The 19,548-nt window shown below is 56.7% G+C and carries 20 protein-coding genes; 16 read left to right on the top strand and 4 right to left on the bottom strand.

The genetic code is table 11. The features are described 5' to 3' along the window. Positions 1-12: 12 nt before the first annotated feature. Positions 13-642, top strand: a complete 630-nt coding sequence (locus tag FCL49_RS12835) for a CatB-related O-acetyltransferase (protein ID WP_174353884.1) — start codon at positions 13-15, stop codon at positions 640-642. A 32-nt stretch (positions 643-674) separates the two neighbouring features. Here FCL49_RS12835 and FCL49_RS12830 read toward each other — a convergent pair whose 3' ends face one another. Genes FCL49_RS12830 through FCL49_RS12820 form a run of 3 tightly spaced genes read right to left on the bottom strand, consistent with a single transcriptional unit; the run spans position 675 to position 3,628 of the window. Continuing rightward, complete coding sequence (locus FCL49_RS12830) at positions 675-2,192, bottom strand: tripartite tricarboxylate transporter permease (RefSeq protein ID WP_135317381.1); 1,518 nt, start codon at positions 2,190-2,192, stop codon at positions 675-677. An 11-nt stretch (positions 2,193-2,203) separates the two neighbouring features. Further along, positions 2,204-2,635 carry a tripartite tricarboxylate transporter TctB family protein gene (locus tag FCL49_RS12825; protein WP_135317380.1) on the bottom strand — a complete coding sequence of 144 codons (432 nt, stop codon included), beginning with the start codon at positions 2,633-2,635 and terminating at the stop codon, positions 2,204-2,206. 12 nt (positions 2,636-2,647) lie between these two features. Further along, entirely contained in the window at positions 2,648-3,628 is a 981-nt protein-coding gene (locus FCL49_RS12820) for a Bug family tripartite tricarboxylate transporter substrate binding protein (protein ID WP_174353883.1), read from the bottom strand. 299 nt (positions 3,629-3,927) lie between these two features. Here FCL49_RS12820 and FCL49_RS12815 point away from each other — a divergent pair, with 299 nt between their 5' ends. The 3 genes from FCL49_RS12815 (at position 3,928) to FCL49_RS12805 (ending at position 6,548) form a co-directional block, all read left to right on the top strand. Next, positions 3,928-4,245 carry a hypothetical protein gene (locus FCL49_RS12815; protein WP_174353882.1) on the top strand — a complete coding sequence of 106 codons (318 nt, stop codon included), beginning with the start codon at positions 3,928-3,930 and terminating at the stop codon, positions 4,243-4,245. A 223-nt stretch (positions 4,246-4,468) separates the two neighbouring features. Beyond that, positions 4,469-5,143, top strand: coding sequence for a transcriptional regulator TctD (tctD, locus tag FCL49_RS12810; protein ID WP_017893510.1), 675 nt, complete (start codon positions 4,469-4,471; stop codon positions 5,141-5,143). Next, positions 5,130-6,548 carry a sensor histidine kinase gene (locus FCL49_RS12805; protein WP_174353881.1) on the top strand — a complete coding sequence of 473 codons (1,419 nt, stop codon included), beginning with the start codon at positions 5,130-5,132 and terminating at the stop codon, positions 6,546-6,548. Before tctD ends, FCL49_RS12805 begins: the two co-directional genes overlap by 14 nt. Here the strand turns inward: FCL49_RS12805 and FCL49_RS12800 are convergent. Further along, complete coding sequence (locus FCL49_RS12800) at positions 6,545-7,447, bottom strand: DMT family transporter (protein ID WP_174353880.1); 903 nt, start codon at positions 7,445-7,447, stop codon at positions 6,545-6,547. The genes FCL49_RS12805 and FCL49_RS12800 overlap by 4 nt on opposite strands. Positions 7,448-7,564: 117 nt before the next feature. Here FCL49_RS12800 and FCL49_RS12795 point away from each other — a divergent pair, with 117 nt between their 5' ends. The 12 genes from FCL49_RS12795 to hisJ all read left to right on the top strand — a co-directional run bounded on the left by FCL49_RS12795 (position 7,565) and on the right by hisJ (position 19,542). Further along, positions 7,565-8,338 carry an AraC family transcriptional regulator gene (locus FCL49_RS12795; protein WP_174353879.1) on the top strand — a complete coding sequence of 258 codons (774 nt, stop codon included), beginning with the start codon at positions 7,565-7,567 and terminating at the stop codon, positions 8,336-8,338. A 53-nt stretch (positions 8,339-8,391) separates the two neighbouring features. Then, complete coding sequence (gene pdxB, locus FCL49_RS12790; RefSeq protein ID WP_174353878.1) at positions 8,392-9,513, top strand: 4-phosphoerythronate dehydrogenase PdxB; 1,122 nt, start codon at positions 8,392-8,394, stop codon at positions 9,511-9,513. Positions 9,514-9,603: 90 nt separating this feature from the next. Next, positions 9,604-10,614: an aspartate-semialdehyde dehydrogenase gene (locus FCL49_RS12785; RefSeq protein ID WP_174353877.1), complete on the top strand. Its 1,011-nt coding sequence runs from the start codon at positions 9,604-9,606 to the stop codon at positions 10,612-10,614. Continuing rightward, positions 10,614-11,435, top strand: coding sequence for a tRNA pseudouridine(38-40) synthase TruA (gene truA / locus FCL49_RS12780; protein WP_174353876.1), 822 nt, complete (start codon positions 10,614-10,616; stop codon positions 11,433-11,435). Before FCL49_RS12785 ends, truA begins: the two co-directional genes overlap by 1 nt. Positions 11,436-11,510: 75 nt before the next feature. Further along, the gene (locus FCL49_RS12775) at positions 11,511-12,173 is read left to right on the top strand and encodes a DedA family protein (RefSeq protein WP_135317371.1); all 663 of its coding nucleotides are present in this window, start codon (positions 11,511-11,513) and stop codon (positions 12,171-12,173) included. Positions 12,174-12,403: 230 nt separating this feature from the next. After that, positions 12,404-13,312, top strand: coding sequence for an acetyl-CoA carboxylase, carboxyltransferase subunit beta (gene accD, locus FCL49_RS12770; RefSeq protein WP_135317370.1), 909 nt, complete (start codon positions 12,404-12,406; stop codon positions 13,310-13,312). A gap of 152 nt (positions 13,313-13,464) precedes the next feature. After that, positions 13,465-14,727: a bifunctional tetrahydrofolate synthase/dihydrofolate synthase gene (gene folC, locus FCL49_RS12765; RefSeq protein ID WP_174353875.1), complete on the top strand. Its 1,263-nt coding sequence runs from the start codon at positions 13,465-13,467 to the stop codon at positions 14,725-14,727. After that, positions 14,728-15,483, top strand: coding sequence for a cell division protein DedD (gene dedD / locus FCL49_RS12760; protein ID WP_174353874.1), 756 nt, complete (start codon positions 14,728-14,730; stop codon positions 15,481-15,483). 232 nt (positions 15,484-15,715) lie between these two features. Next, on the top strand, positions 15,716-16,216 hold the full coding sequence (gene cvpA / locus FCL49_RS12755; RefSeq protein ID WP_012146043.1) for a colicin V production protein: 501 nt from the start codon (positions 15,716-15,718) through the stop codon (positions 16,214-16,216). 21 nt (positions 16,217-16,237) lie between these two features. Beyond that, positions 16,238-17,755, top strand: a complete 1,518-nt coding sequence (purF, locus tag FCL49_RS12750) for an amidophosphoribosyltransferase (protein ID WP_174353873.1) — start codon at positions 16,238-16,240, stop codon at positions 17,753-17,755. Positions 17,756-17,885: 130 nt separating this feature from the next. Continuing rightward, positions 17,886-18,458 carry a UbiX family flavin prenyltransferase gene (locus tag FCL49_RS12745; protein ID WP_017893500.1) on the top strand — a complete coding sequence of 191 codons (573 nt, stop codon included), beginning with the start codon at positions 17,886-17,888 and terminating at the stop codon, positions 18,456-18,458. 301 nt (positions 18,459-18,759) lie between these two features. Next, entirely contained in the window at positions 18,760-19,542 is a 783-nt protein-coding gene (hisJ, locus tag FCL49_RS12740) for a histidine ABC transporter substrate-binding protein HisJ (protein WP_135317366.1), read from the top strand. Positions 19,543-19,548: the final 6 nt, after the last annotated feature.

Below are 19,548 nucleotides of genomic sequence, written 5' to 3'. Positions count from 1 at the left end.
AGAGAAACTGCCATGACTGAAAAACACTGGTCAAAAACAGAGTTGCTGCACCAAACGGTGACCCATCCCAATATTATCGTTAAAGGAACCCATAGCTATTACAGCGACTGTTGGGATCACGGCTTTGAACGCTCGGTGGTGCGCTATTTGCACGGCGATGCGGTCAGCCAACAATGGCCTGCGCTGGGAGCGATAGACCAATTGCTGATCGGTGATTACGTCTGTATCGGTGCCGAGGCGGTGATCCTGATGGGGGGCAATCATACTCATCGAATCGACTGGCTGTGTCTGTATCCGTTTATGGCAAGCATCGAGGCGGCTTATCAGCCGAAAGGCGATACCCGTCTCGGGGATGGTTGCTGGATAGGAATGCGGGCGATGCTGCTGCCGGGCGTGACCGTTGGGGAAGGGGCGATAGTGGCTGCAGGCAGCATTGTGACGGCGGATGTTGAACCTTACACTATCGTCGGCGGCAATCCGGCGCGGCCAATCAAGCGGCGGTTTAGCCCGCAGACCATCGCCCGGTTACTGGCTTTGCGTATTTATGATTTGTCGGCGGAGGATTTTACCCGCGTGCAGCCTTTGCTGGCCGATGATGATATTGCGGCCCTTGAGCGGGCGGTGGCTGAAATTAGGCGTTAAATGAAAAGGGCGGGAATAACCCGCCCTTGGACTTACTCGGCCTTGGCTGCTTCTGCCGTTTGGCGACGTTTGCGTACAATGCGCAGCACCAGCGGCAGTACCAGAACGGCCACCGCCAGCACCAGCAAGGTTTGCGCGATGCTGCTGCTCCACAGAATGCCAAACTCTCCGTTGCTGATCGACAGCGCGCGGCGCAGGTTCTGCTCCAGCATTTCTCCCAACACGAAGCCCAAAATCAGCGGCGACATCGGGAAGTGCATTTTCCTCAGGATATAGCCAAACACCCCCAGTCCGACCATCAACAGCAGGTCAAAGGTAGTGCTGTGCACCGCATACACACCAACCGCAGACACCGCGGCAATCGCCGGTACCAGGAACCACAGCGGAATGGTCAGCATGCGGGTGAACAGACCCACCAGCGGCAGGTTCATGATCAGCAAAATCACGTTGGCAATCAGCAGTGCGGCGATCAGCCCCCAGACAATGTCCGGCTGCTCGGTGAACATCGCCGGGCCGGGTGTGATGTTGTACAGCGTCAGTGCGCCCATCATCACCGCCGTGGTACCGGAACCCGGCACGCCCAGCGTCAGCATCGGAATGAACGAGCCGCAGGCCGAGGCGTTATTGGCCGCCTCAGGGGCCGCTACGCCACGGATATCGCCTTTACCGAAAGTGTCGCTGTTGCCGCTGATTTTCTTTTCGGTCATATAGGTCAGCGCACTGGCGATGGTGGCACCCGCGCCCGGCAGAATGCCGACGAAGAAACCCACCACCGAGGAACGCAGCGTTGGGCCAACGCACTGAGCGGCTTCCTTACGGTTGAACAGCAGGCGGCCGGTTTTGCGCACCAGTTTTTGTCCGCCGCTGGTGCTTTCCAGCATCAACAGGATTTCACTGACCGAGAACAGGCCGATCACCACCACGATAAACTGTACGCCGTCGGAGAGATGCACACTGTCGAAGGTGAAGCGGTACACGCCGGTGTTGGCATCGACCCCGACCGTTGCCAGCCCCAGGCCAATCAGCGCCGCCAGCAGCGACTTCAGTGGGTTCTGGCTCATCATGCTGCCCAGGCAGGCGATGGCGAACACCATCAGGGCAAAATATTCCGCCGGGCCGAATGCCAGTGACCAGCGAGCCAGCAGTGGGGCGAACAGGATAATGCCGCCGATGGCGATGATCGAACCGGTGAACGAACTGACCGCTGAAATTGACAGCGCCACACCGGCACGACCCTGCTGCGCCATCGGATAGCCGTCCAGCGCCGTCATGATCGCCGCCGCATCACCCGGTACGTTGAGCAGTATCGAGGAGATACGACCGCCGTACTCGCAACCGATATACACCGTTGCCAGCAGGATCAGCGCGGATTCGGCCGGCAGTTTGAGAGCGAACGCCAGTGGCAGCAAAATAGCCACGCCGTTGATCGGCCCCAACCCCGGCAGCAGGCCGACAATGGTGCCAACGAAGCAGCCGATCAGGGCGATAATCAGGTTTTGTGGCACTAACGCCACCTCAAACCCTTGAGACAAATACATCCAGGTTTCCATCTTCGCCCCCGTTAGCTCAGCCAAACGCCGAGTGGCAATGTCACATCAAGTAAGCGATCAAAGGCGTAATACAGCGCCACGCCCATCACCACGCCGGACACCAATGCCGCTTTCAGGCTGGCATGGAACAGCAGGCCAATGCTGAAGGTCAGTAATGTCGTTGCCAGCGGAAAACCCAGCCACTCGAAGCCCCAGGCGTACAGCACCAGCGTAATCACCAGCACCAGCAGGCGCTGCATTACCTTGTTATGCGGCCATTCAACCACCTGAGGCTTGTTGAGCAGCAGTAACGCCGCACACAGTGCCATCAGGCTGAGAATCGCCAACGGGAAGGGGCGAGGCCCCAGCGGTTCGTAGCTGTATTCGCTCTGAATACCCCAGCCGATAAACAGGCCGCCGATACACAGCAGCAGCCAGAAACCGGCGAAAATGCGATCGCTCATGGTTGCCCCCGGTTACTTGGCCAGGCCGAAAACTTTGGCCTGTTCGCGGTACTGATTGACCTGGTTTTTCACGTAGGCATCCAGTTCCTTGCCGCTCAGGTTAAATTCAAACAGACCACGCAGATCGCGCTGCTTTTTGAACTCGTCGGTCGCCATCATTTTCTTGAAGGTGTCGAGCCACCACTGGTACTCCTCTTCGCTGACCTTCGGGCCAACGTAGAAGCCGCGGATAATTGGCCATACCAGATTGAAGCCTTGTTCTTTGGCGGTCGGTACATTGGCTAACTGGCCCGGCAGGCGTTGATCCGAGTACACCGCCAGCACGCGGATTTTGTCGCCCTGCAGGTAAGGCACCATTTCGCTCAGATCGCCGGAAACGGCCTGAATGTGGTTGCCGAGCAGCGCGGTAACCGGCTCGCCGCCGCCTTCGAATGCCACGTAACGCATCTTGTGAGGGTCGACCCCGACTTCACGGGCCAGCAGGGCGGTTTTCATCCAGTCCTGGCTGCCGATAGAGGCGCCGGCACCGAACACCACGCTGTTCGGATCTTTTTGGAAGGCATCCATCAGGTCTTTCAGGGTTTTGTATGGCGAGTCGGCGCGGACGGCAATCATGCCGTAGTCGGTACCGACGGCGGCCAGCCATTTCACGTCGTCCACGTTGTAGCGGCCGAATTTCCCTTGAGAAAGGTTCAGCAACGAGCCGCCGGAGAAGGCGACTACCGTGCCGAACTCTGCCGGACGTTGGGCTACGATGGCGTTGTAGGCAACGGCGCCAACGCCGCCGGGCATGTAGGTCACACGCATCGGTTTATCGATGGCTTTGGTTTCCTGCAGCGAGACCTGAATCAGCTTGCAGGTCAGGTCAAACCCACCGCCGGGCTTGGCAGGGGCGATACATTCGGTGCGTTTCGGTGCTTCCACGGCAAAGGCCTGATTGGCTGCCAGTAGCAGGGCGGTAGCGGTCAGAGTGCGGGTGATTATTTTTTTCATTGCTTTCCCCAAGGTATTTTTCAGTCGGTGCGGATCCCCGCCGATACGGGTTGCTGAATTGTTAAATCAACAACCTTTCATTTACCTTTCAACCGGCGGAAAAGTTTCCGGGATGTGATATGCATCTCCTGTTAGTGCCACTAGCACCATGATAGCTGGCCAAATTGACCGCTGCGCTAACACATGCGGCGAGGTAATAACAGCCCATAAACCTTGCTTAAAGCCTGCGTAATATCAGTTTTGTCGTCTGTGGCTTGAGATAAAATAGCCAAAATTAAAATTATTACAGGTGCAGGGTTATGTTTTCATTAGGGAAGTTATTGGGTGGCAGGGACAGCGATAAAGTCAAAGCTATCAAAATGTTGCCGTCGGCATATGCAGACCTTTCCGGGGAGGAAGGTGAGTGCCGGCTGAAACGCCTGCGTGCGGACATCGGCGTTTTTGAACTGCATTTCGCTACAGGAAAAGGTGATAGGTACGTTTGCCCTATGACGGCCTGTATTACCGGTATTGATATTGTTTTTGCCGCCAATAATCGCTCGGTATTGGTTTCTCCTCCGTTCACGCCAGCCAAATTGCAGCCGGTGTTGGATATTGCCCTGGCCGACAGAGAATAATAATAGCCTGCCCACTGAATAGACGACTGCGCCGACGGGCCAGAGTTTATTCAGTGTCACAATTGTGCCCCAGCTCCCAAAACTGGCCCGGTATAACGCTTCTATCCCCCTGTCTTCCGTGCCATCCTTCGGTTATCAAGATGTTAATTAACAACGGGCCGGATCTGGGTACCATCACGCAGTATTCGGTCTGCAGGTATAGATAAATCAATGGAATGGAAACATGCGTCTGTTATTGGTTGAAGACCATCCCGAGCTATCCCACTGGCTGCAAAAGGCGCTGACCGGCGTCGGTTTTGCCGTTGACGTTGCGCCGGACGGGTTGGCAGCCGACCACCTGTTGTTAAACGAGACCTATGCACTGGTGGTGCTGGATGTAGCGCTGCCGCGGCTTAATGGCCTGGAACTGCTGGCCCGGCTGCGTAAGCGCGGGCAGGATTTGCCGGTGCTGTTGCTGACGGCCAGAACCGACGTTGCCGATCGCGTCAAAGGGCTGAATCTGGGGGCCGACGACTACCTGACTAAGCCGTTCGAACTCGATGAATTGGAAGCGCGCATTCGGGCATTGCTGCGCCGCAGCGTCGGCGTCACCCAGCAGGCGTTGCAGTATGGTGCGCTGACCTATCACGATGAAGGTTATTTCCAACTCGATGACAAACCGCTGCAGCTGACGCCCCGAGAGTTGGCGGTACTGACCGCCTTGATCCACCGGCGTGGCCGCCCGGTTGCCAAACAGCAGCTGTTTGAACAGGTATTTACCCTGTCCGATGAAGCCAACCCGGAAAGCATCGAGCTGTACGTTCATCGGCTGCGGAAAAAGCTGCAGGGCAGCAATGTGGCGATCATCACCCTGCGTGGTCTGGGCTACAGCCTGGAGCTTTGCAATGAGGTGGTTTAACGCGCCACGCTCACTGTTTTATCAACTGTTGTTGTTCTTTGGCTTACCCCTGTTGGTGCTGGGCAGCATCTCGATATATACCCACTATTTCAGCGCGATGAATGCTGCCACGTTGGCCTACGATCGCACGCTGCTGGCGTCGGCACGTACCGTGGCGGAACGCCTGGTGGTGCGCAATGGCCGGCTGGAGGCGGACGTGCCCTATATCGTGCTCGACAGCTTCGAGCGCAACATGAACGATCAGCTTTATTACGAAGTGATCTCCCCGCAGGGCGACAGTATTTCAGGCTATAACGACCTGCCACCGATGCCGCCTCATATCCTGCGGTCCAGTCTGTATCCGGCGCTGGTGCACTTTTATGATGCCCAATATCGCGGCCGACCTATTCGCGTGGCCGCGCTGTTTCAGCCGATCAACGAGTCCGGCGTGATGGGCATGGCGACCATTCTGGTCGCGGAAACGCTGGAATCGCGCCGTTATCTGGCACGGCAAATGATGCTTTCCGCCTTGCTTAGCCAGGGAACGGTGGTGGTTTTGACCATGATCCTGGCCTTCGCGCTACTCAAGCGAGTGCTGAAACCGATGCGTAAGCTTTCCGGCATTATGTTACGGCGCGACCCGGGCGAACTGACGCCGCTGCCGATGGTGTTGCCCTGGTCGGAAATGCAGCCGCTGTTGCTGGCATTCAACCGTTATATTGAACGGCTGCGGCTGATGGTGGCGCGTCAGGAACGTTTCAGCGCCGACGCCTCGCACCAACTTCGCACGCCGTTAACCGTACTGAAAACTCAGGTGGGGGTAGCCTTGGCCAGCGATAATCCGGATCAGTGGCGGGAAAGTCTGTTGGCGATGAGCGCTACGCTGGATAACACCGTGGCACTGACCGATCGGCTGCTTTACCTTTCCAGACTCAAAGCCCATGAACACCAGGCCGACCACCAGTTGCAGCCGGTGAATCTGGCGCAGGTGCTGCGCGATGCCTGTTTTTCACGGCTGCCGCAAGCACGCAGCAAACGCATCGATCTGGGGTATGAGGGGGAATCCGTCTGTTGGGTCGGCGGGGAGGCGTTACTGCTGACCGAACTGTGCGCCAACCTGCTGGATAATGCGCTGAAATACACCCCGAATCAGGGCACGGTCACGGCACGACTAACCATCGATAAGTTGGCTGGAGAGTGCGTGCTGGAAATTGAAGACAGCGGCCCGGGGATTGCCGAACAGGATACGGCACAGGCGCTGCAGCCGTTTCATCGGCTGGATAACGTGGGCAATCAGCCCGGTGCCGGTTTGGGGCTGGCGCTGGTCAGCGACATCACCCGTTATCACGGCACCCGCCCGGAGCTGTTGACCTCGGCCACCCTGGGGGGCCTGCTGGTGCGGGTGCGTTTTCAACTGCTGCCTTAGCTTTCACACTCTGCGGTTTGCTTGGCCTTACGGCCCAGCGGTGTACGCAGGCGTTGCGACAGGATCACACCCAACAGAGTGATGCCGCCGCCGATCAGATGGTAGCTGTGCAGATGCTCATGCAGGAACAGCACCGCGATGATGGCGGTAAATACCGGAGCCAGATTCATAAAGATCGACGCGGTATTGGCGCCCAGGCGCATCACGCCGTGGATCCACAGATATGGCGCGACGATCGAGGCCGGGATACCGGCGAACAGCACCAGCGGAATATTTTGGCTGGTCAGCGCAACGTCCTGCGCCATCAGGAAGTTAGGCAGCAGCAACACCACGCCGAACAGGATCTGCACATACAATGATTGCCAGTTTGGCAACGCAATCGCCCAGCGCTTGGTCAGCACGCCGTACAGCGCATAGGCGGCGGTGGCGGCAAACATCATCAACTCGCCTTTACCGATGCCATGTTGCAGCAACTCGGCCGGATTACCGGCGCTCACCAGCCAAATCAAACCGGCCAGCGACAACAGGCTGCCGATCGCGATGCCCACCGTCGGTGCCACTCGCAACAGCACTATGCTGATCAGAATAGTCAGTAACGGGATCAGGGAAACAATAATCCCCATAAACAGCGCGCTGACGCTGTGCGCCGCGTAATAAGCCAGACTCTGATACAACACCATCCCCAGCATGCCGAGAACCATTAATTTCCACCAGTTGGCGCGAATCGCCGCCCAGTGACGGATCACGCCGGGCAGCACGAAAGGCGTCAGCGTGATCAGCGCCAGTAACCAGCGATAGAAGGAGATGGCGGCCGGATCGATGGCGGTGGCGGAGAGCTTGCTGACCACGGCGTTGATTGACCAAATCAACACCGCCAGCAGAGGGAATAGCATATTCATGATAATTATTCTCATTAACGACGGACATGCTGGCTAGTTTACTCGTGTCCGGTTTATTATATATAGCGATATCCAGACAATATTTTCCCTAAACAAGACAAGTCACGGGGCGAAACCATGCCAGAAATCCGTCATTACCCTGAAGCACTGATCCCGGCGCCACGCCCGGTGCAGTTCCGCTGCGAGGAATTCAATGCCCGCACCGAGTTCCAGCCGCACCGGCACAGTTGGGGGCAACTGATGTGGGTCAAGGCCGGTGTTATGGTGCTGCGCATCGGTGGTCAACGTTTTCTGGCGCCGCCGGAGTTTGTGCTGTGGGCGCCGGCGGAAATTGAACACTCCTGTTATAACCAACGCCTGGCGCAGTGCCGCATGGTCGATATTGCTTTGCCGCTGTGCGCCGGGATGCCGGTCGACCCTTGTCTGGTCAGCGTGACGCCCATTTTCCGCGCCATTGCCGAAGATTTTTATGCACGCAAACAATATATCCCGCAGAGCAAACAGGACTTGCGCCTGTGTCGGGCGCTGATCGATCAGTTGCATCTGTCGCCGGTTCAACAAACCTACCTGCCGTCATCCGAAGACAAATTCCTGGCACCGGTGCTGGAGGCGCTGGAACACTGTCCTTCGGACAATACGTCGCTCGCCGCCTGGGCTGCCCGGGTCTATACCACCGAACGTACTCTGTCGCGCCGTTGCCAGCAGGATCTGGGCATGTCATTTAGCGAATGGCGCCAGCGTTTGCGTTTCCTGCATGCCGTATCCTTGCTGGAACAGGGCAAAACCGTGCAGGAAGTGTCGCTGGAGGTGGGGTACAGCTCGGCCTCGGCGTTTATTGTCATGTTCCAGCAAATCGCCGGTACCACCCCCGAGCGCTTTCGCCGGGCATGATTCAGTGGCACACTATTTCCCAGCGAAATAGCCGTAAACCGTCGGAGCAATAAGTGAAAATCCTGGTTGATGAAAATATGCCGTACGCGACTGAGTTGTTCAGTCGTTTGGGGAATGTGCAGGCGGTGCCTGGCCGCCCGATCCCGAGTGATGCGCTGGCCGATGCCGATGCGTTGATGGTGCGTTCGGTGACTAAAGTGAATGAGGCCTTGCTGGCCGGTACCCGCATTGGTTTTGTCGGCACCGCGACCGCCGGTACCGACCACGTAGACGATGTCTGGCTGCAACAGCAGGGCATCGGTTTTTCTGCTGCACCGGGCTGCAACGCCATTGCGGTGGTGGAATATGTGTTCTCCGCGCTGATGCTGCTGGCCGAACGCGATGGTTTCCAACTGCGGGATAAAACCGTCGGTATTATCGGCGTCGGCAACGTAGGTTCACGCCTGGATGCCCGCCTGAAAGCCCTGGGCGTCCGTACCTTGTTATGCGATCCGCCGCGCGCTGAACGCGGTGATGCCGGTGAGTTTTGGCCGTTGGAAAAGCTGGTGGCGGAAGCCGACGTGCTCACTTTCCATACGCCATTGAATAAATCCGGCCCTTATAACTCACTGCATCTGGTGGACGCGGAACTGCTGGCGGCGTTGCCGGACAATCGCATTCTGATCAACGCCTGTCGCGGTGCGGTGGTGGACAATGCTGCGCTGTTGCAGGTACTGGAGAAAGGCAAAAAACTGAGTACCGTGCTGGACGTGTGGGAGCCGGAACCGGAGCTTTCGCTGCCGTTGCTGGCGCGGGTGGATATTGGCACCGCGCATATTGCCGGTTACACGCTGGAAGGCAAGGCACGTGGCACCACTCAGGTGTTTGAGGCCTTCAGCCGCCACTTGGGCCAACCGCAACAGATCGAGCTGGCCTCGCTGTTGCCGGTGCCCGAATTCAGCCAGATCCAACTCAATGGGCCGCTGGACGAAGGCAAATTAAAACGATTGATGCACTTGGTGTATGATGTGCGCCGCGATGATGCGCCGCTGCGCAAAGTGGCCGGGCAACCGGGCGAGTTTGATCGTCTGCGCAAGCATTACCAGGAACGCCGCGAATGGTCTTCATTACGCGTCCAGTGCGATGACAGCGCCAGTGCGGAGCTGCTGCACAAGCTGGGTTTCCTGACGGCATAAGGCTTTCTTAAGCCACAGCGACTAATTTTGTTATCAGGGCGGTGCAGTAGCCGCCCATCTGCATTTGAATAAATACTCTGGAGAAACCCAATGTCTGACGGCTGGAATATCGCTCTGCTTGGCGCCACTGGCGCGGTAGGTGAAGCGTTGCTGGAATTATTACAGGAACGCCAGTTCCCGGTGGGCGAACTCTATCCATTGGCCGGTGAACGCAGCGCCGGTGCTACGGTGCGCTTCAACGGCAAATCGGTACTGGTGCAAAACGCGGAAGAATTTGACTGGTCACAGGCGCAGTTGGCTTTCTTCGTCGCCGGTACCGAAGCCTCGGCTCGTTACGCGGAAGAAGCCGGCAACATGGGTTGCCTGGTGATCGACACCAGCGGCCTGTTTGCGCTGGAGCCGGACGTGCCGCTGGTGGTTCCTGGGGTGAACCCGCAGGTACTGGCGGATTACCGTAACCGCAATATCGTTGCCGTGGCCGACAGCATGGTCAGCCAACTGTTGACCGCAATCAAACCGCTGACCGAACAGGCCGGGCTTTCCCGCCTGCACGTCACCACCCTGATGTCGGTATCGGCACGCGGCAAAGTGGCGGTCGACGATCTGGCCGGCCAAAGTGCGCGCCTGCTGAACGGCATTCCGGCTGAAGCGGGCGTTTTCGCCAAGCAGTTGGCGTTCAACCTGTTGCCGTTGCTGGCCGACGAACAGGGCAGCGTGCGTGAAGAGCGTTTGATTGTCGATCAGGTGCGTAAAGTGCTGCAGGACGAAGGGCTGCCGATTTCCGTGAGCTGTGTGCAGTCGCCGGTATTCTACGGCCATGCGCAGGTGGTTCACCTGGAAGCCTTGCGCCCGATGTCTGCAGAAGAAGCGCGCAGCGAGCTGGAACAGGTGGATGATATTCAACTGAGCGAAGAAGACGACTACCCGACCCAGGTGACCGAAGCCTCTGGCAGCGATGCGCTGAGCGTCGGCTGTTTGCGTAATGACTATGGTATTCCGGAAATCCTGCAGTTCTGGTCGGTGGCCGACAACGTGCGTTTCGGCGGCGCGCTGATGGCGATCGAAACCGCAGAGCGTCTGGTGCAGGAGCAGATGTACTGATGTCTGAAGTTGTCTTGCCCACCCAGCCGACGTTGAAAATCGCGCTGGGGATTGAATATGACGGCAGCCAGTATTACGGCTGGCAGCGTCAACAGGAAGTTGCCAGCGTGCAGGCCTGTCTGGAACAGGCGTTGAGCAAGGTAGCGGATGCGCCGATCAACGTGTTGTGTGCCGGGCGTACCGACGCCGGGGTGCATGCCACCGGTCAGGTGGTGCATTTTGAAACCACCGCGCAACGCAAGGACGCGGCCTGGACGATGGGCGTCAATACCCATCTGCCGCCGGATATTGCCGTGCGTTGGGTGACTGGCGTGAGTGAAGATTTTCATGCCCGTTTCAGCGCGACTGCGCGCCGTTACCGCTACATTATTTATAACCACCGCTACCGCCCGGCGGTATTGCAGCAGGGGATGACCCATTTTTATCACCCGCTGGATGCCGAACGAATGGAAAGGGCGGCGCAGGCGCTGCTGGGCGAGAACGACTTTACTTCGTTCCGCGCCGTGCAATGCCAGTCGCGCACGCCGTGGCGTAACGTAAAACACGTTAAAGTTACGCGCTACGGTGAGTATATTGTGGTAGATATCAAGGCGAATGCCTTTGTACATCATATGGTTCGCAATATTGTCGGTAGCCTGATGGAAATTGGCTGCGGCAATCAGGATGAGAACTGGATGGCCGAATTACTGGCACTGAAGGATCGTAATCTGGCTGCAGCGACGGCGCGGGCCGACGGGTTATACCTGGTTAGCGTCGATTATCCGGAGCACTTTGCCATACCCCGGCCGCCAATGGGGCCACTGTTTTTACCCGACGATTAAACGCCGGCGCGCCTGACGCGTTGTTCCCTTGTGTACCTGCCGGGTGGGTGAGACATCCGGTAAAAGAGAGAACCTATGGACATCATCAAGTTTGTAATTGATTTTATTCTGCATATTGACGTGCATCTGGCCGAGCTGGTAGCGCAATACGGTATGTGGGTGTACGCCATTTTGTTCCTGATCCTGTTTTGCGAAACCGGACTTGTGGTGACACCTTTCCTGCCGGGCGATTCTCTGTTGTTTGTTGCCGGTGCGCTGGCGGCATTGCCGACCAACGATCTGAATGTACATACCATGGTCGCGTTGATGATCGGCGCGGCGATACTGGGTGATGCGGTGAACTACACCATTGGCCGGTTGTTCGGGGATAAGCTGTTCAGTAACCCGAATTCGAAAATTTTCCGCCGCAGCTACCTGGATAAAACCCACCAGTTTTATGAAAAACACGGTGGGAAAACGATTATTCTGGCGCGATTTGTGCCGATTGTGCGTACTTTTGCGCCGTTCGTCGCCGGTATGGGGCATATGTCCTATCGCCATTTTGCCGCCTACAACGTGATTGGTGCACTGGTTTGGGTGCTGCTCTTCACTTATGCTGGCTACCTCTTCGGCGATCTGCCGATCGTGCAGGAAAACCTGAAACTGTTGATCGTGGGTATCATCATTGTTTCAATTCTGCCGGGTGTCATTGAAATTTGGCGCCATAAGCGTGCGGCTGCCCGCCAGCAAAAACAGTAAAAACATCGCTTAACCTGTCGGTTCGACCAGTTTTTTGTCCACAGAGTCGGGCCGATATGGTTTAATGAGCGACATTTATGGTCTGTTCCTGTTAACAACCTTGAAACCTGTGCCTTGCTCGCGCGCATGACGCGTTTTGCTCAGGCATTTTTTCATTGGTGTTCTCGGGGGGATTGTTAAAGCATGAACAGCGGACTGGCGTCTGCCAGGTTCAAACAGAAAGGTCATCGATGAGCTGGATTGAACGAATTCTTAACAAGAGCAATATCACCCAAACCCGTAAGGCGAGTATTCCTGAAGGGGTATGGACCAAATGCGACAGCTGCGGTCAGGTTCTCTACCGCGCCGAGCTGGAGCGTAATCTGGAAGTGTGCCCGAAATGCGACCACCACATGCGCATGACTGCGCGTATGCGTCTGCATACCCTGCTCGATGAAGGCAGTGAAGTGGAGCTGGGCAGCGAACTGGAACCGAAAGACGTTCTGAAGTTCAAGGATTCCAAAAAGTATAAAGACCGCCTGGTTGCCGCACAGAAAGCGACCGGTGAAAAAGACGCGCTGGTAGTAATGAAAGGCACGCTGTACGGCATGCCAATTGTCGCTGCTTCGTTCGAATTCGCCTTTATCGGCGGTTCCATGTCGTCCGTGGTCGGCGCGCGCTTTGTGCGTGCGGTTGAGCAGGCGCTGGAAGACAACTGTCCGCTGGTGTGTTTCTCAGCCAGTGGCGGTGCCCGTATGCAGGAAGCGCTGATGTCGCTGATGCAGATGGCGAAAACCAGTGCCGCACTGGCGAAACTGCAGGAGCGTGGTCTGCCGTACATTTCGGTACTGACCGACCCGACCATGGGTGGCGTTTCCGCCAGTCTGGCGATGCTGGGTGATATCAATATCGCCGAGCCGAAAGCGCTGATCGGCTTTGCCGGCCCACGCGTTATCGAGCAGACGGTGCGTGAAAAACTGCCGCCGGGCTTCCAGCGCAGTGAGTTCCTGATTGAAAAAGGCGCGATCGACATGATCGTACGCCGTCCGGAAATGCGTCAGACTCTGGCGAGTATCCTTTCCAAGCTGACCAACCAGCCGCAGCCGCATTTCGATGAAGCCGCGCCGTTGTCCGAGCAGGAAAATCAGGCCGACGCCTGAGATCAATAAGTTCCCCGCGCCGGTACCAATCGGTGCGGGGTTCAGCCGCCATTTTGTGGCTAAATGACGGCTGAAAACGGAGAGCATCGCCTTTACCGCGGTGAGGGTGGTGCCCTGATGGATTAATGAACCCAAGTTCAGTGACGGGACTCATGCAAAACCACCAAATTCCCCAAGCCACGTCGCCATTGAGCTCGTGGCTTTTCTATCTGGAACGTCTGCATAGCCAGGCGATCGAACTCGGCCTGGAACGCGTACAGCGCGTTGCGGCGCATCTTGATTTACTCACTCCTGCACCGACGGTATTTACCGTAGCCGGTACCAATGGTAAAGGCACCACCTGTCGCACCCTGGAAACCATCCTGATGGCGGCCGGTTTGCGCGTTGGCGTCTACAGCTCGCCGCACCTGGTGCGTTATACCGAGCGGGTACGTATTCAGGGCGATGAACTTAGCGAGGCCGAACACTGCCGCTCGTTTGCTGCTATTGAAGCGGGCCGGGGTGAAACTTCACTGACTTACTTCGAATTTGGCACCCTGTCGGCGCTGCAACTGTTCAAACAGGCTAAGCTTGACGTGGTGATCCTGGAAGTCGGACTCGGTGGCCGCCTGGATGCGACCAATATCGTCGATCCGAGCGTGGCGGTAGTGACCAGCATTGCGCTGGATCATACCGACTGGCTGGGCAACGATCGCGAAAGCATTGGCCGTGAAAAAGCCGGGATCTTCCGTAGCGGCAAGCCGGCGGTGGTGGGGGAACCGGATATGCCGGCCACCATTGGACAGGTAGCAGAAACCCTGGGTGCCCAATTGTATCGCCGTGGCGATGCCTGGACTTTCAGCGAACAGGGCGAACGCTGGCAGTGGCAGGGCGGGGGCACTTTGCTGACCGATTTGCCGATGCCCAACGTGCCGTTAGCCAATGCGGCGACGGCACTGGCTGCGCTGCATTTTTCTGCGTTGGAAATTGATGAGCGGGCGATTTTCACCGGCTTGCAGCAGGCGACATTGCCTGGGCGTTTCCAGATTGTGCGACGCGACCCGATGCTGATCCTCGACGTGGCGCATAACCCCCACGCGGCAGGTTACCTGGCCGGGCGCCTCGCGACCTTACCGCGCAACGGCGGCAAGGTGCGTGCGGTGGTGGGGATGCTATCGGATAAAGACATCGCCGGTACCCTGGCCTGTCTGAGTGAGCAGGTCGATGAGTGGTATTGCGCGCCGCTGGACGGGCCGCGCGGGGCCAGCGTCGAACTTTTGGCGCAATATTTGACGGAACCGCGGCAGTTTGCCGATGTCGAAACTGCCTGGCGTCAGGCTATGCAGGACGCAGATATTCAGGATATTGTGATCGTCTGTGGATCGTTCCACACCGTTGCACAGGTTATGGCGGCGTTAGACGAGCGGGGAGTGTGAGTGGCAAGTAAATTTCAAAACCGATTGGTCGGTACCGTGATTTTGGTCGCGCTGGGGGTGATTATCCTGCCAGGGCTGCTGGACGGTAAAAAGAAACATTATGAGGACGAGTTCGCCGCCATTCCATTGGTGCCGAAAGCTGGTGATGTGGAAGAAAACGACGTGGTGCCGCCGGTAAGCCAACCGCTACCGGCACAGCCGCCGGAAGGGGCGGGCGCACTGGTTGAGCAGCAGGCGGCCAATGAGGCCGCAGCGCAGCAGGCTGTTCGCCAGCCGGCGCAGCAACCTACGTTGGTTACGCCGCCGGTCGAAAGCCGTCCACAACCGACGCCGCAGCCGACACCACAGCCAAAACCGAAACCGGTAGAAACCAAACCGGTAGAAGTGAAGCCAAAACCGGTACCGCAACCGAAAACGGTAGAGGTGAAGCCGGTGGTGAAACCTGAGCCAACGCCAGTACCCAAGCCTGAGCCTGCACCCGTGCAGAAACCGGCGGAAGAGAAAGCGCCGGCAGGGCAGGCTTATGTAGTGCAGCTCGGTGCGCTGAAGAACGCTGCCAAGGTGAACGAGGTCGTGGCATCGCTCAGGCTGTCCGGTTACCGTGCCTTTACCGTGCCGTCAACGCCGGTACAGGGCCAGATCACCCGGATCTACGTCGGCCCGGATGCCTCAAAACAGAAGCTGCAGTCTTCTCTGTCCGCGTTGAACTCGATCAGTGGTTTGAGCGGTCAGGTGAAGCCGTACGGCGTACGTTAAGTTTATGGGGTGCAGCATGCTGTGCCCCATAATCGAGTCATGCCGATATAATCATTAAAAATAATGTGCCTTTCGTAGCTGAAATGGCCTATGTAGGCGCGGCGATTGAGAATTTTGTTATCGCCGTTTTTTATTTGTAGCGGGGCAGGAAAACCCCTACGCAAACGTTTACGTTTTCTGTTAGAATTCGCCGCGAAATGGATGCAGGGGCGATTCATCATTGGAATAGTTCATGGTCTGGATTGATTACGTCATTATAGCGGTGATTGGATTTTCGGCTCTGGTGAGCCTGATCCGAGGGTTTGTTCGCGAAGCATTGTCACTTGTGACATGGGGATGTGCGTTTTTTGTTGCCAGCCATTTCTACTCTTACCTTGCAGTCTACTTCACTCGTTTTGAAGATGAACTGGTGCGAAACGGCATCGCGATTGCCATCTTGTTTATCGCGACCCTGATCGTAGGCGCTATTGTTAACTATGTGATTAGCTCACTGGTAGAGAAAACCGGGTTATCAGGCACCGACCGGGTGCTGGGCGTCTGTTTCGGCGCACTGCGCGGCGTGTTGATCGTTTCGGCGATACTGTTTTTCCTGGATACCTTTACCGGTTTCTCACAAAGTACCGACTGGAAACAGTCGCAGCTGATCCCCCAGTTCAGTTACATCATCAGGTGGTTCTTTGACTACCTGCAGAGCACGTCGAGTTTCTTGCCGACCCATTTACCGGGGCGGTAGCGCTGATGAGGAAAAGACAACATGTGCGGTATTGTCGGTATCGCCGGTTTTATGCCGGTAAACCAGTCGATTTATGATGCGTTGATGGTGCTTCAGCACCGTGGCCAGGATGCCGCAGGCATCGTCACCATAGATGCCCACAATGGGTTCCGTCTGCGTAAGGCAAACGGTCTGGTGAAGGATGTGTTTGAGGCACGCCATATGCAGCGCTTGCAGGGCAACATGGGTATTGGCCATGTGCGCTACCCAACGGCTGGCAGCTCCAGTGCCTCAGAGGCTCAACCCTTCTATGTAAACTCGCCGTTCGGCCTGACGCTGGCACACAACGGCAACCTGACCAACGCCCATGAGCTGCGCCAAAAGCTGTTTGAAAGCGGCCGCCGCCATATCAACACCACCTCCGATTCCGAGATCCTGCTGAACGTACTGGCCAGTGAGCTGGACCGTTTCCAACATTATCCGCTGGAATCCGACAACATTTTCACCGCCGTTGCCGCCATGCATCAGCAACTGCGCGGCGCTTACGCCTGCGTGGCGATGATCATCGGCCACGGTCTGCTGGCATTCCGTGACCCTCACGGTATTCGCCCGCTGGTGATCGGCAAACGCACGCTGGAAGATGGCCGTAACGAGTATATGGTGGCTTCCGAGAGCGTCGCACTCGATACGCTGGGCTTCGAATTCCTGCGCGATGTGGCGCCGGGCGAAGCGGTGTATATCACCGAGAAGGGCCAGCTGTTCACTCGCCAGTGTGCAGAGAACCCGAAAACCAACCCGTGCCTGTTCGAATATGTCTATTTCGCCCGTCCGGACTCCTTTATGGACAAGATTTCGGTCTACAGCGCACGCGTGCGTATGGGGCAGAAGTTGGGTGAGAAGATTGCCCGCGAGTGGGAAGATTTGGACATCGACGTGGTGATCCCAATCCCGGAAACCTCCTGTGATATCGCGTTGGAAATCGCGCGTATTCTGGATAAGCCGTACCGTCAGGGTTTTGTTAAGAACCGCTATGTTGGCCGCACCTTTATTATGCCGGGCCAGCAGGCGCGCCGTAAGTCGGTACGCCGCAAGCTGAACGCCAACCGTGCCGAGTTCCGCGACAAGAATGTGCTGCTGGTGGATGATTCCATCGTGCGCGGCACCACTTCTGAACAGATCGTTGAGATGGCGCGTGACGCCGGGGCGAAACGAGTTTATCTGGCTTCCGCTGCGCCGGAAATTCGCTTCCCTAACGTCTACGGCATCGACATGCCGAGCGCCAACGAACTGATTGCCCACGGCCGTGAAGTGGATGAAATCCGCCAGATCATCGGTGCCGACGGTTTGATCTTCCAGGACCTGGACGATCTGATTGAAGCGGTACGTGAAGAGAACCCGGACATCACCCAGTTCGAATGCTCGGTATTCAACGGCATCTACGTCACCAAAGACGTCGACCAGAGCTACCTCGAGTATCTGGAATCGCTGCGCAATGACGACGCCAAAGAAATACGTGGTCAGACCGAAGCGGAAAATCTGGAAATGCACAACGAAGGTTAAGTTTCACCTTTGATCAAAACAGTGCACCGCGGCATTCGCTGCGGTGCATTATCCCTCCTGACTTGCTTATGCAGCCCCATTGCGGCAAAGTCTGCCTGATCCTATTTTTTCCTTGGCAGAGGCCAGCTTTATGAAACGACTCATCATCGGTATTTCCGGCGCCAGCGGCGCAATCTATGGCGTGCGCCTGTTGCAGGTATTGCGCGACGTCGCAGAGGTGGAAACCCATTTGGTGATGAGTAATGCGGCACGACAGACGCTCTCGCTGGAAACCGACCTCAGCCTGCGTGAAGTGCAGGCGCTGGCCGATGTGGTGCATGACTCGCGCGATATTGGTGCCAGTATTTCTTCCGGCTCGTTCAAAACGGCCGGCATGGTGATTTTGCCTTGTTCAATCAAAACCTTATCCGGTATTGCCAATAGCTACAGTGACGGTCTGCTGACGCGTGCCGCCGACGTGGTGTTAAAAGAACGCCGCCGACTGGTGCTGTGCGTACGTGAAACCCCGCTACATATCGGCCATTTGCGTCTGATGACCCAGGCGGCGGAAATGGGCGCGGTGATTATGCCACCAGTGCCGGCTTTTTATCATCGGCCTGCCAGCGTAGAAGACATCATCGATCAAACGGTAAACCGGGTGGTCGATCAGTTTGACATTGAATTACCGCAAGATTTATTTGCCCGCTGGCAAGGCGCCAATTAACAAATTTCTCCCCAATTTAGCACATTTGTGCAACACCGCACTGAATTAGGGCGGCGCATGCACCATAATGATCCCACTTCATCACGCTCACTGTTTCAAGGCTCTGGTATTTATCCATTGCCCGTGACGCGGCCAACACTGGCCGATTTAATTTTGCGGTTATCGTCCCAGGAAACAGTTTTGTGAAGGCCGGAGCCGTTCCCTCCGCCTACAGCAATAAATGTGGCACGATTACTGCAAATTGATTTGGTGGAAAAGTAATGCCCGCAGTGGCATCAAAAAATCAATTTGAGGGTGATTTATGAAAAAGCTGGTTAAGGTTCTTCCTTTAGTCTTGGCTTTAAGCGCGGCAAGCAGCGCATTTGCCGCAGTACCATCAACGCTGAAGATCGGCACCGATCCGACCTATGCACCCTTTGAATCCAAAAATGCCAAGGGCGAGTTGGTCGGTTTTGATATCGATCTGGCCAAAGAGCTGTGCAAACGCATCAATACCAAATGTACCTTTGTGGAAAGCGATTTTGATGCGCTGATCCCGTCCCTGAAGGCGAAGAAAATTGACGCCATCATCTCTTCTCTGTCGATCACCGAAAAACGCCAGCAGGAAATTGCCTTCACCGACAAGCTGTATGCCGCCAATGCCCGCCTGATCGCGCCGAAAGGTTCCAAGCTGCTGCCTACCATCGATGCGCTGAAAGGCAAGAGCGTCGGTGTGCTGCAGGGCACCACCCAGGAAGCCTATGCCAACGCCATGTGGCAGCCTAAGGGCATCACCGTGGTGCCTTATCAGAACCAGGATCTGGTGTACGCCGACCTGGCATCCGGCCGTATCGATGCCGCCTTCCAGGACGAAGTGGCCGGCAGCGATGGCTTCCTGAAACAGCCTCCAGGCAAGGATTATGCTTTTGCCGGTGAATCGGTGAAGGATGACAAATTCTTCGGCGTGGGGACCGGCATGGGCTTGCGCAAGAACGAAACCGAGCTGAAGGCGGCGCTGGATAAAGCCTTTGCCGAAATGCGCAAAGACGGCACTTACGACAAGTACGCGAAGAAATACTTCGACTTTGACGTCTACGGCGGTTAATGCCGC

The organism is Serratia proteamaculans, from assembly GCF_013337185.1.
Classification (GTDB): Bacteria; Pseudomonadota; Gammaproteobacteria; order Enterobacterales; family Enterobacteriaceae; genus Serratia; species Serratia proteamaculans_D.
This window is presented reverse-complemented; position numbering and strand designations above follow the sequence as displayed.